This is a genomic window from Bradyrhizobium sp. USDA 3397 (assembly GCF_054060965.1).
In genome coordinates, this window is record NZ_JBSSDS010000001.1 from 4,820,596 (window position 1) to 4,836,245 (window position 15,650).

Here is a 15,650-nt window from a genome sequence, read left to right on the forward strand (position 1 = left end):
GATTGTCCCGTTGTGGAGACACCCTCTCCCCAGCCCTCCCCCGCAGGCGGGGGAGGGAGCGCACCGCATTCGTGGCGGCATCTCGCTCAACGACCGCATCCCGACCATGGTTTACGAAACCTTCAGCGCTCGCCTCTAATGATAACGGTTGCTTAGAACAAGCTTCCGTAACCGCTCAGGACGAGCCGCGCGTGATGACCAGGGACGGGCTATCGATCATCGACGAGGTCGAATCCGCACTGCGGATCGGCTCGCCGGAAAAGGGCCTGGAGACGTCCAGGCGCGTCACCGAGCTGTTCCTCTCCTCCGCCGGCAATTTCGACGACGAGCAGATCGCGCTGTTCGACGACGTGCTCGAGCGCCTGATCGGCACCATCGAGCTGCGCGCCATCGCCGATGTGGCCGCGCGGGTCGCGCTGGCCGAGATCAGCGCACAGCTGGCGCCGATCGCGCAGGCGCCGCCGTCGGTGATCCGCCGCCTCGCCAACAATGACGAGATCCGCATCGCCGGCCCCGTGCTGCAGGAATCTGCGCGCCTCGATGACGGCGAGCTGGTGAAGATCGCATCAGCTAAGGGCGAGCCGCATCTGCTCGCGGTCGCCGGCCGCTGGTGGCTGAAGGAGATCGTCACCGACGCGCTGCTGGCGCGCCGCTATCCCAGCGTCAGCCGGCGGCTCGCCGCCAATCCCGGCGCCCGCGTCTCCGCAAAGGGATTTGCCACCATCGTCGGCCAGGCCGAAAGCGATCCGGAGCTCGCGGTCAGCGTCGGCGTCCGCGTCGACTTGCCCTCGGAGCTGCGTCGCCAATTGCTGCGCTCGGCGACGGACGCCGTGCGCACCCGCCTGTTGTCGCGCGCCCCGCCGCATCTGTTCGAGGAGATCCAGAGCGCGATCGCCACCGTCACCATCGGCGCCGAGCGCGAAATGTCGGCGGTGCGCGATTTCGAGGGTGCCAAGCGCGCCATTGCCGGCCTGAAGGCTACCGGCCAGCTCAACGAGGCGACGTTGCTCGGCTTCGCCAGACAGCGGCGCTATGAGGAGACGGTGGCGGCGCTGGCGGCGTTGTCGGGGTCGACGGTCGAGGTGATCCGTCCGCTGATGCAGAGTCTGCGCGAGGACGGCCTGCTGGTGCCGTGCAAGGCCGCACAGCTCAGCTGGGAAACGACCAAGGCCGTGCTCGAATGCCGCTTCGCCACAGGCGCGATGAAGCCCGCGGACATCGCGAGGACACAGGGGCATTTTGTGAGGATGACGGCGGAGAACGCCAAGCGGACGCTGCGATTCTGGCAGGTCAGGGCGTCGTAAACTTTTTAAGGTCCTCTGCGCACCACTCCACGGTGTCATCCCCCGCGAAGGCGGGGGATCCAGTATTCCAGAGACGTTGGTGGGTACGGATAAGCCGCGGTGTACTGGGGCGCCCGGTCAAGCCGGGCGACGACACCGACTATGTGGTGAGCCGCTCGCCATCAACGCCGGCAATCAATCGTGGCACGATGCTTCCCACCCGCTCGCCCGCAATCGCCACCGGCAGATAATGCTCCGTGCGGCCCTGCCCCTCGCTCTCGATCAGCACCTCGCGCATCGTGCCGATCTCGGCTTGCAGGCGCTGCTGCAGCGCCGCCTCTCCTACCGCGCGCAGCCGCTTCGCACGCTCTTTAATGACCGGCCCCGCCACCTGCGGCATCCGCGCGGCCGGCGTGCCGGGCCGCGGCGAATAAGGGAAGACGTGCAGGAAGGTCAGGCCGCATTGCTCGACGAGGTCGAGCGAGCGCGAGAACATGTGCTCGGTCTCGGTCGGGAAGCCCGCGATGATGTCGGCGCCGAAGACGACATCGGGGCGCAGGCGGCGGACCTGCTCGCAGAAGCCAATCGCATCCTGCCGCGAATGCCGCCGCTTCATGCGTTTCAGGATCATGTCGTCGCCCGACTGCAGCGACAGGTGCAGATGCGGCATCAGGCGCGCATCCTCCGCGATGGCATCGAGCAGGTCGTCATCCGCCTCGATCGAATCGATCGAGGAGATGCGCAGGCGCTTGAGCTCGGGCACATGGCGCAGGATCTGCTTGGTCAGCCTGCCGAGCCTGGGCGCGCCGGGCAGGTCCGCACCATAGCTGGTGAGATCGACGCCGGTCAGCACGATCTCGGCATGGCCGCGCTCGACCAGGGTGCGCACCTGCTCGACCACCGCGCCCATCGGCACCGAGCGCGAATTGCCGCGGCCGAACGGGATGATGCAGAAGGTGCAGCGATGATCGCAACCGTTCTGCACCTGCACGAACACGCGCGGCAGGCCGCTCGCATAGCCATCGACGAGATGCGGTGCCATCTCCTTCACGCCCATGATGTCGCTGACGGCGATCTTCTCGCTGGCGCCAAGATCGAAAGCGTGGCGCGTCTCCCGCCACGCCGCGCCGCGCATCTTGTCGTCATTGCCGACGACGCGGTCGACCTCGGCCATGTCGGCGAACATCGCAGCCTGCGTCTGCGCCGCGCAGCCGGTGACGACGATGCGCGCCTCGGGGCGCTCGCGCTTCAGCTTGCGGATCGACTGGCGCGCCTGCGCCACCGCCTCGTTGGTGACGGCGCAACTGTTGATGACGATGGTGTCGGAAAGACCCGCGGCTTCCGCTTTGCTGCGGATCACCTCGGCCTCGAAGGCGTTGAGGCGGCAGCCGAAGGTGACGATGTCGACGGCCATCAGGCGACCGGCGCGAACAGCGCCGGATCGAAGCTGCCCTCATATTCGAAGGTCGCGGTGCCCGTCATCAGCACGTGATCGTCGCGCTCGCGCCATTCGATGCCGAGCTTGCCGCCGGGCAAGGTGATCTCGACCTTGCGCTCGGCGCGCTTCAGCCGCGCGGCGGCGACCGCCGTGGCACAGGCCGCCGACCCGCACGCCTTGGTCAGGCCGGCGCCGCGCTCCCAGGTGCGGATCGTGATGTGCTCGCGATCGACGATATGGGCGAGCGTGATGTTGGCGCGCTCGGGGAAGATCGGATGGTTTTCCAAGAGCGGACCGAAGCGGCCCAGATCGTAGGCGTTGACGTCGTCGACCCAGAACACCGCGTGCGGATTGCCCATGCTCACCACTGAGGGCGAATGCAGAATGGGATTGTCGATCGGCCCGATCTGCAATTCGATGTAGCGGGTGTCGCGAAACTCTTCCGCCAGCGGAATGTCCTGCCAGCCGAATTTCGGCGCGCCCATATCCACTGTGTAGAGGTCGGGCGCCGGACCCTGCCAGGCATTGAGCAGGCCGGCGGCCGTCTCGAAGGTCGCGGTGGTCTGCCCGGTCTTCTCGAAGATGCGGCGCACGACGCAGCGCATGCCGTTGCCGCAGGCACCGGCCTCCGAGCCGTCGTTGTTGTAGATGCTGATGAAGGCCTCGGTGCCGTCGAGCCGCGGCCTCGAGAGCACCATGAGCTGGTCGTAAGCCACGCCGCCGTTCGCGGACGCGACGGCGCGGGCATCGTCCGGCGTGACCTTGGCCGCCGAATCGCGCAAGTCGACAACGACGATCTCGTTGCCGATGCCGTTCATCTTGGCAAATGCGTGGTTGGCCAGCGCGCTCATGAAAATTCCCGAATTTCGCCTGCCTTATATGGCGATCCTCGGCCGCTTGGCCAGTGATTTGCCACCCGAGCCGGCACATCGGGCAAGGTGCCTGCCATGACGCATCTGTCATGGGACGAATTCGGCGCTCGCGTGTTAGAACGGCGCGGTTCGCGCGAACCGGGACGCGCGGCCGGGTTAAGGCCTTGGTGGGTAAGGCCTTGATGAATTGAGGCCCCGACGAAGCGGGCCTCGGGGAGAATAAAATGAACACTTTTCGTCGCCTCGCTTTGGCCGCGCTGATCCCGGCTGCGGCCTTGTCGCATGGGCTGTCAGGCGCTCTGGCGCAGACCGCGAGCCCGGCGCCGGCCGCATCGGCAAGTCCCTCGCCGGCCCCGTCGGCTTCGCCCGCCCCGGCTGCAAGTGCCTCGCCCGCCCCCGCGGCCACCCCCTCGCCTGCGGCGAGCGCCTCACCCGCTCCTGCAGCATCGCCAGCGCCCGCCGCCAGCGCCTCGCCCAGCCCGCCGCCGGCCGCCGCCGCGACCCCCGCCCCGGTTCAGACCGCCGATCCCTTTGGCCTCGAGACCACGCTCGAGTCGAAAAAGGTCGTGATGGTCAAGGGCACCGCCAATTGGGACTCCGCCTTCGACACGCTGATCGACGCCTTCAAGGCGTTGAACACGCTGCTCGACAAGCAGGGCATCAAGCCATCGGGCAATTCGATGATCGTCTACACCTCGACGGACGATACCGGCTTCACCTTTCTTGCCCAGATCCCGGTCGATCAGGACCCGAAGAACCTGTCCAAGGACATGAGCATCGGCAAATCGCCAGAAGGCAAGGCGCTGAAATTCGTCCATCGCGGCTCCTACGACAACATGGACAATACGTATGAGGCGATCACCAATCATCTCGACGACAAGAGGCTGGAAGCCAAGGACACCTTTATCGAGGAGTACCTCACCGATCCCCTAAAGACCTCCGAGGACAAGCTCGTGATCAATGTTTTCGTGCCACTGAAGTGAGACTGATGAAAAAGCCTGCCCTACTTGCCGCCGTCCTCGCCACCACACTGCTCGCCGCGCCCGCGCGCGCCGAGGATTTTCCCTCCGCGATCTCGGTGAGCGGCGAAGCCTCCGTGTCCGCGGCGCCGGATCTCGCGCAAATCGATGCCGGCGTCGCCAACGACGCCAAGACAGCGAAAGAGGCTTCCGATGCCAACAACGCCGCGATGGGCAAGGTGCTGCTGGCGCTGAAGAGCGCAGGCATCGCCGAGAAGGACTACCAGACCTCGCGGCTGTCGCTGCAGCCGCAATACGGCCAGAACAAATCCACCGGCGCCTCGCCAGTCGTCGGCTTCCGCGCGAGCAACCGCGTCACCGTCAAGATCCGCGACGTGACCAAGGTGGCCGGCATCATCGATACGCTGGTCAGCGCCGGCGCCAACGACATCGGCAACATCTCCTTCGAGGTGACGCAGGCGTCAAAGCTGCTCGATGATGCGCGCGAACAGGCTGTGGCGGATGCGCGGCGCAAGGCGGAGATTTACGCCAAGGCGGCCGGCGTGACGCTGGGCGCGCCGCTCAGCGTCACCGAGGGCGGCGGCCCGGTGCCGCTGTTCAAGGGCCGCATGGCCGAACGGATGGCCGCAGCCCCACAGGCCGCAGTCGCACCGGGCGAGGAGACGCTGACGGTGACAGTGAATGTGAGCTGGGCGATCAAGCAGGGGCAGTAAGTCCCGTGTCCCGGACGCGCTGCGGCACGCAGTGACGCTGCGCAGAGCCGGGACCCAGAAAATTGCACGGTTCGGCGACATGGGCCCCGGCTCTGCAGCGCATCACTGACGTGCTGCGCTGCGTCCGGGGCACGAGCGGTATGCTTGGCGAGACCTAAATCTCCACCACCTGCCCCGGCAGCATCGCCACGAACCGCTCCTGCGGGATCTTCGCTGCAGCGAGCGCTTCGACCAGCGCTTTCGCCGGCGCATCGATGGCCTCGTCCGTCAGCTGGAACGTGCCGTGATGATGGCCGAGCGCTTGCTCAGCGCCGCAATCGGCCAGCGCCTTCACGGCGTCTTCCGGGTTCATGTGCTGGTCGCGCATGAACCAGCGCGGCTCGTAGGCGCCGATCGGGAGGATGGCGAGGCGCAGCTTGCCGTGCTTCTCGGCGACGCGGCGGAAATGGCGGCCATCGCCGTAGCCGGAATCGCAGACCACGTAGATCTTGCCCGCCGGGGTCTCCAGGACAAAGCTCGCCCACAGCGCCTTGTTGCGGTCGAACAGGCCGCGCGCGGTCCAGTGCCTTGTCGGCACCAGATGCACCGCGACGCCTTCGCCGAGCTCGACGCGGTCGTGCCAGTCGAACGCTTCCACCTTGATCGTGGAATCCCAGCTGCGCATGGTGACGTCGTTGCCGAGCGGGGTGACGACGCGCGGGGCGAAATTCTTGGTGAGCCGCGACAGCGTCGCGATGTCGAGATGGTCGTAGTGGCCGTGCGAGACCAGCACGACGTCGATCTTCGGCAGCTTCTCGAAGGCGATGCCGGGGTCGTTGTGCCGCTTCGGCCCGGCGAAGGCGACCGGCGAGACCCGCTCCGACCAGACCGGATCGACCAGGATGTTGAGGCCGCCGGCCTGGATCAGCCAGCTGGCGTGGCCGACGAAGGAGAGCCGCACCTTGTCGCCGTCGACACGCGCCGGCGGGGTGTCGGCGTGTGGGCTGGGCGCCCAATCCGGCCAAGTCGCCCGCTGCCGCTTGCCGCCGAGCTGCCAGCGCAGCACCTCGCGGAGCGATTTCGGCGGCGCCCCGTCCGGATCGAAGAAGGTCAGGCCGTCGAAATGGTCGGAGGCGGGACCGTCATAGGTTTTCATGCTGGACATCCAGAGGGAGGGGACGCCGACCAGCGCACCGGCTCCGGCGAATAGTCCGAAAAGGCGGCGGCGGGTGATCGGCACGGCGGGCTTCTAGGGATGGTTGGAGGGGTAAGACATCACCGCCTATATGGGCGGGGCTGGCGGAAAAGGAACCTGCGACAAAAGGATCACGTTTTCAAAACCTTGGCTTACCAAGGGCGGGCCGACACCCTAACTTTCCTTGACTTTTGAGCGGGAGCGGCGTTTAACCCCGCCACTTTCTCGGAAAGGCTTTCTTTTCGACCCGCCGACCGGCCTTAGGGCCGGAGGTCAACGCCCGACAGCGCTGTGCGCCCTCGGGCGCAAAGGTGTTTGGAAGATCGCTTATCCAAGGAAGTGGTCATCGCCCGACTTGATCAGGCGATCCAGTATTCCAGGGGCGGCTCGGCTGGAACCGAGGTGCCGCGGCGTACTGGATGCCCCGGTCAAGCCGGGGCATGACAGCGGTGAGTAACGGAGCGCTCTTCCCGTCGGGAAGACAGCAACAGGACAAGGGCATTGTTCGACAATCTGTCGGAACGGCTTGGTGGCATTCTCGATCGTCTGACGGGGCGCGGTGCGCTGACCGAAAAGGACGTCGACGCCGCGATGCGCGAGGTGCGCCGCGCGCTGCTGGAGGCCGACGTCGCGCTCGAAGTGGTCCGCAGCTTCACCGAGCGCGTGCGCGAGCAGGCGATCGGCGCAACCGTCGTCAAGTCGGTCACCCCCGGCCAGATGGTGGTCAAGATCGTCCATGACGAGCTGGTCAACACACTCGGCAGCGAAGGCCAGACCATCGACGTCAATTCCGTGCCGCCGGTGCCGATCATGATGGTCGGCCTGCAGGGCTCCGGTAAGACCACCACCACCGCAAAGCTCGCCCGCCGCCTGGTCCAGCGCGACAAGCGCAAGGTCTTGATGGCCTCGCTCGACGTCTACCGTCCGGCGGCGATGGAGCAGCTGGCCGTGCTCGGCCGCGACCTCGACATTCCCACTTTGCCAATCGTTGCCGGCCAGCAGCCGCCGCAAATTGCGAAACGCGCGCTGGAAGCCGGCAAGCTCGGCGGCTACGACATCGTGCTGCTCGACACCGCCGGCCGCACCACGCTGGACGAAGAGATGATGGCGGAGGCGGCCGCGATCAAAGCGGCGGCCAATCCGCACGAGGTGCTGCTGGTCGCGGACTCGCTCACCGGCCAGGACGCGGTGAATCTGGCCCGCTCGTTCGATCAGCGCGTCGGCCTCACTGGTATCGTGCTCACACGAGTCGACGGCGACGGCCGCGGCGGCGCCGCGCTGTCGATGCGCGCCGTCACGGGCAAGCCGATCAAGCTGATCGGCACCGGCGAAAAGACCGACGCGCTGGAGGATTTCCACCCCGACCGTATCGCCGGCCGCATCCTCGGCATGGGCGACGTGGTGTCGCTGGTCGAGCGCGCCGCCGCCAATATCGACGCCGAGAAGGCCGCACGCACCGCCGAGCGCATGCGCAAGGGTCAGTTCGACCTCAACGACATGCGCGAGCAGTTGCTGCAGATGTCGAGCATGGGCGGCATCAGCGGGCTGATGGGCATGATGCCCGGCGTCTCCAAGATGAAGAACCAGATCGCGGCAGCCGGCATCGACGACAAGATCCTGAAGCGCCAGGTCGCGATCATCGATTCCATGACGCGCGAGGAGCGCCGTCATCCGGACCTGTTGAAAGCCAGCCGCAAGAAGCGCATCGCGGCCGGCAGCGGCCAGAGCGTCGAGCACGTCAACAAGCTGCTGAAGATGCATCGGAACATGGCCGACATGATGAAGGCCATGGGCTCGGGCAAGCGCGGCCCCCTCGCAGGCATCGCGCAGGCGATGGGCTTTGGCGGCGGCATGAAGATGCCCTCGCCCGAAGAGATGAAGGCGCTGCAGGAGAAGATGCAGAGCGGCGGCGGGCAGGGCCTTCCCAGCCTGCCGAAGGATCTGCCGCCCGGTCTTCGCTCGGGCCTACCGAATTTGCCGGGACTTACGGGCCTCAGCGGCAAGCCGACCCTTCCGGGTCTGGGCGGCTTTCCCGGCAAGAAGAAATGAGGAATTCGTCGCACGGGATCATCAGCATCTCGCGCGGCGCGGAAATACCAATCAACCGAACAAAACGTACTTTGCAAACCACACTTTCAAGGAGAACTGAATGTCCGTCGTTATCCGCCTCGCCCGTGCAGGCACCAAGAAGCGTCCCGTCTATCACGTCGTCGTCGCCGATTCGCGCTTTCCGCGCGATGGCCGCTTCATCGAGCGTCTCGGCCATTTCAATCCGCTGCTGCCGAAGGACAACGAGACCCGCCTCAAGCTCGACATGGACAAGGTGAAGGCCTGGCTCGCCAAGGGCGCGCAGCCGTCCGACCGCGTCGCGCGTTTCCTCGACGCCGCCGGCGTCAAGAAGCGCGAAGCCCGCAACAACCCTGAGAAGGCCGTGCCGCGCAAGGAGCGCAAGGCGCAGGCCGAAGCCGCCGCCAAGGCGTAAGGCCGGATCATGTCGGCGCTGGTCTGCGTCGCGCGGATCGGCGCCGCGCATGGTGTGCGCGGTGCGGTCAAGCTGTGGACCTTCACCGAGGATCCGTTCGCCGTCCGCCGCTACGGGCCGCTGTCGACCAAGGACGGCAGGCGCCAGTTCGAGATCGCGCAGGTGCGCGAGGCCAAAGATCATCTGGTCGCGACATTCAAGGGTGTCGCGACCCGCGATGAGGCCGAGCGCCTCAACGGCATCGAGCTCTACGTCCCGCGCGACAAACTGCCCGCGACGGACGAGGACGAATATTACCACACCGACTTGATCGGGCTCGCCGCCGTCACAACGGACGGCGATGCGCTCGGCCGCGTGCTCGCGATCCATAATTTCGGTGCCGGCGACATCATCGAGATCGCGCCGCCCAAGGGCCCGACGATGCTGCTGCCGTTCTCGAATGCGGTGGTGCCGGAGGTAGACCTCAAAGGCGGCCGCGTCGTGATCGCGTTGCCGCAGGAGATCGAGGGCGAGGACGAGAAGTCATCGTCATAACTTCTAGTCTGAGCTCATGCGCACAGGTAGCGCGCAAATGCGCAAGAGATTCCTGAGCGCGCCGGCCAGCGGCACAGAGAGCAAAGGTTCGGAGAGACATGTGAATGGACCGACACCCCGCCTCGAATCTTCAATTAAGAAGCACCTGAGTCCAACGCTCAGGAACGATGGCTTCGTCGGTTCCGGCCGCACTTTTCGTCGTGTCTCGGAAGATCTCATCCTCGTCGTTCAGGTTCAAGGATCGCGGTTTGGCGGCAAGTTCGCCGTAAACCTCGGCATCCAGCCTCGGTCAATCCCGGATGTCGCTGGCAACTCACCCGACCCAACGAAAATCAGGGAAGAACACTGCGAGTTTCGGCGAAGGCTGTCCGAAGCAAAAAGCGATCAATGGTGGGAACACGAAGGGTCAACAGAAAGCATGGACGCGGCCGTTCGCGCGGCGGCATTGGTCTACGCTACAATCGGTCAAAGGCTATTCTCCGAGGTGTCTGGACCAGAATCTCCCTTGCGAAAGGTCACGCCTACACAATTCGAGGCCGGCCAGTATAGCTTTTCAGGATTCGGCTCCACGAAGGTACGAATGGCGCGCTCATTGGCGCTTATGCGGCAATCGATTGGCAATCTGGCTGACGCCAACGCCTTCGCCCGGATCGCGCTGGCGAGTCTAGCAAATGCGTCCGCTATTCGTTCGGAACTGGAGGAGTTGTGTAGAGTAACGGAATCGACACAGACATAACGAGACGCTGCGGCCGCAAGGATTACCACTTGAGTGCGCCCCATGCCGGGTCTCGACCTGGCGTGCACGATGTCCTAACCAGCGACCATGACCAATCCCTCACCCTGGCGCGCGACGGTGCTGACGCTGTTTCCGGAGATGTTTCCGGGGCCGCTCGGCGTGAGCCTCGCCGGCCGGGCGCTCGCGTCCGGACTCTGGCAGATCGAGGCTCGCGACATCCGGGCGTCCGCGACCGACCGCCACCGCAGCGTCGACGACACGCCGGCCGGCGGTGGCCCGGGCATGGTGCTTCGGGCGGACGTCCTGGCCGCAGCGATCGATGCCGCCGGGACCGGGCCTGAGCGTCCCCGCCTGCTCATGAGCCCCCGGGGTCGGCCGTTGACTCAGGCGCGCGTCACCGAGCTCGCCGAGGGCCCCGGCCCCCTGATCGTCTGCGGGCGGTTCGAGGGGGTGGACCAGCGGGTGATTGACGCGCGCGGCCTGGAGGAGGTCTCGATCGGGGATTACGTGCTGTCCGGGGGCGAAATCGCAGCCATGGCCGTGCTCGACGCCTGCGTCCGATTGCTCCCGGGGGTGATGGGCAAGGAAGCCTCGGGAACCGAGGAGAGTTTTTCGGACGGCCTGCTCGAGTACCCCCAATACACCCGCCCGCAGCTGTTCGAGGGGGTTCCGATCCCTGCCATCCTCACCTCTGGCGACCACGCCAAGATAGCGGCCTGGCGGCGGGCCGAATCCGAGGCTCTGACGGCCGCCCGGCGCCCGGATCTGTGGGAAAAAGCCGCGAATCGGGGGAGCGGCCAAAAAACGCCAAAAAACAAGACAGACGGGTGACAAACGCTCCGGCTTGCCTTATAGGAGCGGCCAAATCCGCAATGGCTGGATAGATGAATTTTGCGCAGCCCCCCGTTTCCAGGGCTGGGCGCGCCGATGGAGATTACCCCATGAACCTGATCAAGCAGCTCGAGCAGGAGCAATTCGACAAGCTGTCCGCCGGCAAGGATATCCCGGAATTCGGCCCTGGCGACACCGTGATCGTCAACGTGAAGGTGGTCGAAGGCGACCGCACCCGCGTGCAGGCCTATGAAGGCGTCTGCATCGGCCGTTCCGGCGGTGGCCTCAACGAGAGCTTCACCGTGCGCAAGATCTCCTATGGCGAGGGCGTCGAGCGTGTGTTCCCGCTGCTCTCCCCGATGATCGACTCGATCAAGGTGGTGCGCCGCGGCAAGGTGCGTCGCGCCAAGCTCTATTACCTCCGCAACCTGCGCGGCAAGTCGGCCCGCATCGTCGAGAAGCAGGACCGCGCTGCTGCCGTCGGCGAGTAAGCTTCGCCACCAGGCAAGTCTTTCGAAAGCGCGGGGCTCGGCTCCGCGCTTTTTTGTTGGCTCTGCTGTCATTGCGAGGAGCCCTTGCGACGAAGCAATCCAGACTGTCTCCGCGGATGCATTTCTGGATTGCTTCACGGAGCCTGTCATCGGGCCGCGCTACGCGCGGACCCGGTGGCTCGCAATGACGAGCTGAAACTCTCGCGCTTTAGCTTCCGCGTGCTATATAGCTTCTAGAATGTTTCCAGATCTGACCAGCTTCGCCCGCATCCAGCGCATCGTCATCGACGATCGCTCGCGGCTGCCTGGCCGGTTCTTCGGGCGCTTCGCGACCTCAGCAACGTCAGAGCTTAGCCGCGCAGCCTAAAAGCTGCGCTGACGATTTTGTTGCCCGCGCGCTCTGCCGCGCTCATCGCTGACACACATTCTTTCGGAGCTCGAGCTCATGTCCAAGCCGACCACCCTGTACGACAAGATCTGGAACGACCATCTGGTGCACGAAGCCGAGGACGGCACCTGCCTGCTCTACATCGACCGCCATCTGGTGCACGAGGTGACCTCGCCGCAGGCGTTCGAAGGCCTGCGCGCCACCGGCCGCAAGGTTCATGCGCCGGAGAAGACGCTCGCCGTCGTCGATCACAACGTGCCGACCACCGACCGCACCAAGCCGAATCCCGATCCTGAAAGCATCGAGCAGATCAAGGCGCTCGCCGAGAACGCCAAGGAATTCGGCATCGAATATTACAACGAGTTCGACAAGCGTCAGGGCATCGTCCACGTCATCGGCCCCGAGCAGGGCTTTACCCTGCCCGGCACCACCATCGTCTGCGGTGACAGCCACACCTCGACGCATGGCGCGTTCGGCGCGCTCGCCCACGGCATCGGCACGAGCGAGGTCGAGCACGTGCTGGCGACGCAGACGCTGATCCAGAAGAAGGCGAAGAACATGCGCGTCACCGTCGACGGCAAATTGCCTGATGGCGTGACGGGCAAGGACATCATCTTGGCCATCATCGGCGAGATCGGCACCGCCGGCGGCACCGGCTACGTGCTGGAATATGCCGGCGAAGCGATCCGCGCGCTCTCGATGGAAGGCCGCATGACGGTCTGCAACATGTCGATCGAAGGCGGCGCGCGCGCCGGCCTGGTGGCGCCCGACCAAAAGGCGTTCGACTTCCTGCGTGATCGTCCGAAGGCTCCGAAGGGCGCGGCCTGGGATGCGGCGATGCGCTACTGGGAGAAGTTGCGATCCGATGACGGCGCGCATTTCGACCACGAGCTGCGCCTCGATGCCGCAAAGCTGCCGCCGATCGTGACCTGGGGCACCTCGCCTGAAGACGTGATTTCTGTCACCGGTATCGTGCCCGATCCCGACAAGATCGCGGACGAGGCCAAGCGCATCTCCAAGCATCGCGCGCTGAAGTATATGGGCCTGACCGCGGGAACGAAGATCACGGACATCAAGCTCGATCGCGTCTTCATCGGCTCCTGCACCAACGGCCGCATCGAGGATTTGCGCGCGGCGGCGAAGATTGCCGAAGGCAAGACCGTGTCGGCGAACGTCAATGCCATGGTCGTGCCGGGCTCCGGCATCGTGAAGGAGCAGGCCGAGGCCGAGGGCCTGGACAAGATCTTCATCAAGGCCGGTTTCGAATGGCGCGAGCCGGGCTGCTCGATGTGCCTTGCCATGAACCCGGACAAGCTGAAGCCGGAAGAGCGCTGCGCCTCGACCTCGAACCGCAATTTCGAAGGCCGCCAGGGTTTCAAGGGCCGCACCCATCTGGTGTCGCCGGCGATGGCGGCGGCGGCGGCGATCGCAGGCCACTTCGTCGACGTCAGGGACTGGCGCTAAGCTGGTTCCTGCAATCTGATGCGGTGGAAGGCTTCGTCGTGGAAGCTGAAGGATTGCTGTAGCCGCATTCTCCGTCATGCCCGGGCTTGTCCCGGGCATCCACGACCTTTCATCACATCAGCAAGAACGTGGATGGCCGGGACATAGGCGAGCGGAAGCGACGCCGTCCTTCGGACGGCTATGCCCGGCCATGACGCTGCTCGAATAATTCACATCACCAATAGTACCGGTACGGATAGTGCCAGCGGGGCCAGTGGCAGACGCGGCGCGGGCCGTAATAGGTCCAGATGATCCGGCAGCGGCGCGGATAAGAGTAGGAAGGATAGTAGCCGCCGACATAATAGGGCCGGTAGAAGTGACGATGGCGGAAATGGGGGCGATGATGGCCCCAGTGGCGGTGGACACCGCCATATCCGCCGTAGCGAAAGCCGTGATGACGATAACCGACATGCCTGTGATGAAAGGCTGGTGCGGCGCGGACACCACCGATATGGCCGCCGCGGAATCCGCCGCCATGGAAGCCATGTCCTCCACCGCGATGGAAGCCTCCTCCACGGAAACCTCCGCCGTGGAAACCATGCCCGTGCCCGCCATGCCCCTGGCGAACCTGCGTGACGAGATCGTCGGTCGCGGCCTTGGCCGCGGGCGACGTCGCCGGATTGATCAAGCTCAGCGCTTCAGCGCGGCGCGCGCTGCCGGCCGACAGCATCAGCGTCGCGGCGGCCGCGAGCCCGAGCAGGCGCACCGAGCCAGCCCGGCGGCCAAACATCCTCAGCATCGAATCCTCCCTGAATCCAGACGGCAGAGCTGCGACGTCTCCGCCGCGCCATTGCCGTTCAATTGCGGTCGCTCCCGGGATCAAGTTGCGGACAGCGATGTGAACGCGCCATGAATGAACGAGGCGCATCGCCGCGCTGCGACGCCGTGCCTCGCGCGATCGCAAAGCCGACGGTTCAAGGCGGCGCCTTACCAGAAGGGCCCATAGGTGAAGACGAACGGCGCCGGCACGCCATAGGGATAGGGACGATAGTAGACAGGGCGCGCGTAGTAGCGCGGATCGCGGCGTACGGCAGTCCGCGCCATGTCATACGTCCGCGCGTGTCGTCGCACATCGAAAACCGCGATCCCCGCCGACGCCTCCGGGACCGTCGCCCTTGGCGCGGCGGACGCGCGAGGCAGCCCAGTGGCTAGCGCGACGGCAATTGCCAATGCGATCCATCTCGCCATCACGGCCCTCACGAGACCACCACGAAGCTCGCTGGCGCGGGGCATCGACGGCGTCAGCCCCGGCGCCAGTAGCAGCTCACGCGCGGCACGATCACCGTGCCGCTCGGCCGGTACTCCTGCACATAGGTGGCGTTGCAGACCCGGACCGCGTCGGGGCCGGGATTGTAGCGGGGATAGACGCCGTCCGGGCTGTAATAGGGCGTGATGCGCAGGCGCGGCCGCTTGCGCAGCGGGGGGACATCGTCCGGCGAGACCAGTTGGGCCATCCGGATTTCGGAACTGGCGGCCTGCGCCTCGGCGCCGACGCAAAGCTGCGAAAACAACCCCATGCACAGTAGAGTCAGCGCTGTTTTCGCTCGCATTTTTCCGCCCACCCTGAAACGTCCCGTTGACGACCCACGCTCCCCGTTTTGGCGGCGCCCGTCAACCTCGCCGCGCTTATAAAGCCAGATGCATCAGCGGGAAACCCGCGCTAAGAGGTGCTCATGTGGACGGAATTGAAAGCCCCTTCGCTCGCCGAAATGGAGGCGATGGCTCACGACGTGTTCGAGCGCCTGCCGGCGGAATTTCGCAAGCTTTGCGAGGGCGTGATCGTCCGTGTCGAGGACTTCCCGACCGAGGAAGTCCTGGACGAGATGCAATGCGAGAGCGAGTTCGACCTGCTCGGCCTGTTCCAGGGCGTCGGCCTGCCCCAGCAGAGCTTTGGCGACGTGGCGCGGCTGCCCAACATGGTCTGGCTCTACCGCCGCCCGATCCTGGACTATTGGGCCGAGCACGACGAAAGCCTCGGCCACATCGTCCGCCACGTCCTGATCCACGAGATCGGCCACCATTTTGGTCTATCGGACGACGATATGGCCGCGATCGAGGCTAAGGCGGAGTAGGACGCTACAGAGACGGTGCGCTCCCTCCCCCGCTTGCGGGGGAGGATTGGGGAGAGGGTGTCTCCGCAACGGGACAGCCCCCTAGAGGAAAGAGCCCTCTCCCGCAAGCGGGAGAGGGAGCGCACCACCTCCGTGGCTTGATCCCACCAAGGC

The 15,650-nt window shown here is 65.5% G+C and carries 16 protein-coding genes; 11 read left to right on the forward strand and 5 right to left on the reverse strand.

Annotation, left to right across the window (positions count from 1 at the left end):
* Positions 1 to 194: 194 nt before the first annotated feature.
* Entirely contained in the window at positions 195 to 1,304 is a 1,110-nt protein-coding gene (locus ACVWYQ_RS22225) for a DUF2336 domain-containing protein (protein WP_456727202.1), read from the forward strand.
* A gap of 139 nt (positions 1,305 to 1,443) precedes the next feature.
* Here the strand turns inward: ACVWYQ_RS22225 and mtaB are convergent, their stop codons facing one another.
* Positions 1,444 to 2,697, reverse strand: coding sequence for a tRNA (N(6)-L-threonylcarbamoyladenosine(37)-C(2))-methylthiotransferase MtaB (gene mtaB / locus ACVWYQ_RS22230; RefSeq protein ID WP_404544757.1), 1,254 nt, complete (start codon positions 2,695 to 2,697; stop codon positions 1,444 to 1,446).
* The gene (dapF, locus tag ACVWYQ_RS22235) at positions 2,697 to 3,572 is read right to left on the reverse strand and encodes a diaminopimelate epimerase (protein WP_057026575.1); all 876 of its coding nucleotides are present in this window, start codon (positions 3,570 to 3,572) and stop codon (positions 2,697 to 2,699) included. Before dapF ends, mtaB begins: the two co-directional genes overlap by 1 nt.
* Before the next feature lie 245 nt (positions 3,573 to 3,817).
* Here dapF and ACVWYQ_RS22240 point away from each other — a divergent pair, with 245 nt between their 5' ends.
* Positions 3,818 to 4,576, forward strand: a complete 759-nt coding sequence (locus ACVWYQ_RS22240) for a GyrI-like domain-containing protein (RefSeq protein WP_404654440.1) — start codon at positions 3,818 to 3,820, stop codon at positions 4,574 to 4,576.
* A 5-nt stretch (positions 4,577 to 4,581) separates the two neighbouring features.
* Positions 4,582 to 5,286 (forward strand): SIMPL domain-containing protein, encoded by a 705-nt coding sequence (locus tag ACVWYQ_RS22245; RefSeq protein WP_404544761.1) that lies wholly within the window; start codon positions 4,582 to 4,584, stop codon positions 5,284 to 5,286.
* A gap of 154 nt (positions 5,287 to 5,440) precedes the next feature.
* Here ACVWYQ_RS22245 and ACVWYQ_RS22250 read toward each other — a convergent pair whose 3' ends face one another.
* Positions 5,441 to 6,505 (reverse strand): MBL fold metallo-hydrolase, encoded by a 1,065-nt coding sequence (locus ACVWYQ_RS22250; RefSeq protein ID WP_275500547.1) that lies wholly within the window; start codon positions 6,503 to 6,505, stop codon positions 5,441 to 5,443.
* Between the two features lie 456 nt (positions 6,506 to 6,961).
* Here ACVWYQ_RS22250 and ffh point away from each other — a divergent pair, with 456 nt between their 5' ends.
* From ffh to leuC, 7 genes are all read left to right on the forward strand, one after another.
* Positions 6,962 to 8,509 (forward strand): signal recognition particle protein, encoded by a 1,548-nt coding sequence (gene ffh, locus ACVWYQ_RS22255; protein WP_456726389.1) that lies wholly within the window; start codon positions 6,962 to 6,964, stop codon positions 8,507 to 8,509.
* A gap of 100 nt (positions 8,510 to 8,609) precedes the next feature.
* Positions 8,610 to 8,942, forward strand: a complete 333-nt coding sequence (gene rpsP, locus ACVWYQ_RS22260; protein WP_025032875.1) for a 30S ribosomal protein S16 — start codon at positions 8,610 to 8,612, stop codon at positions 8,940 to 8,942.
* 9 nt (positions 8,943 to 8,951) lie between these two features.
* A complete protein-coding gene (rimM, locus tag ACVWYQ_RS22265; RefSeq protein WP_456726390.1) occupies positions 8,952 to 9,476 on the forward strand; it encodes a ribosome maturation factor RimM in 525 nt (174 codons plus the stop codon).
* 37 nt (positions 9,477 to 9,513) lie between these two features.
* Positions 9,514 to 10,212, forward strand: a complete 699-nt coding sequence (locus tag ACVWYQ_RS22270; protein ID WP_456726391.1) for a DUF4304 domain-containing protein — start codon at positions 9,514 to 9,516, stop codon at positions 10,210 to 10,212.
* Positions 10,213 to 10,299: 87 nt separating this feature from the next.
* Positions 10,300 to 11,043 carry a tRNA (guanosine(37)-N1)-methyltransferase TrmD gene (trmD, locus tag ACVWYQ_RS22275; protein WP_456726392.1) on the forward strand — a complete coding sequence of 248 codons (744 nt, stop codon included), beginning with the start codon at positions 10,300 to 10,302 and terminating at the stop codon, positions 11,041 to 11,043.
* 110 nt (positions 11,044 to 11,153) lie between these two features.
* A complete protein-coding gene (gene rplS / locus ACVWYQ_RS22280; protein ID WP_212486588.1) occupies positions 11,154 to 11,534 on the forward strand; it encodes a 50S ribosomal protein L19 in 381 nt (126 codons plus the stop codon).
* A 445-nt stretch (positions 11,535 to 11,979) separates the two neighbouring features.
* The gene (gene leuC / locus ACVWYQ_RS22285) at positions 11,980 to 13,386 is read left to right on the forward strand and encodes a 3-isopropylmalate dehydratase large subunit (protein ID WP_036024581.1); all 1,407 of its coding nucleotides are present in this window, start codon (positions 11,980 to 11,982) and stop codon (positions 13,384 to 13,386) included.
* Between the two features lie 214 nt (positions 13,387 to 13,600).
* Here the strand turns inward: leuC and ACVWYQ_RS22290 are convergent, their stop codons facing one another.
* Positions 13,601 to 14,164 (reverse strand): hypothetical protein, encoded by a 564-nt coding sequence (locus ACVWYQ_RS22290; protein WP_271543542.1) that lies wholly within the window; start codon positions 14,162 to 14,164, stop codon positions 13,601 to 13,603.
* Between the two features lie 502 nt (positions 14,165 to 14,666).
* Positions 14,667 to 14,942, reverse strand: coding sequence for a hypothetical protein (locus tag ACVWYQ_RS22295; RefSeq protein WP_271543696.1), 276 nt, complete (start codon positions 14,940 to 14,942; stop codon positions 14,667 to 14,669).
* 156 nt (positions 14,943 to 15,098) lie between these two features.
* On the opposite strand from ACVWYQ_RS22295, the gene ACVWYQ_RS22300 reads away from it, so the two are divergent.
* A complete protein-coding gene (locus tag ACVWYQ_RS22300) occupies positions 15,099 to 15,497 on the forward strand; it encodes a metallopeptidase family protein (protein ID WP_157285946.1) in 399 nt (132 codons plus the stop codon).
* Positions 15,498 to 15,650 lie beyond the last annotated feature (153 nt).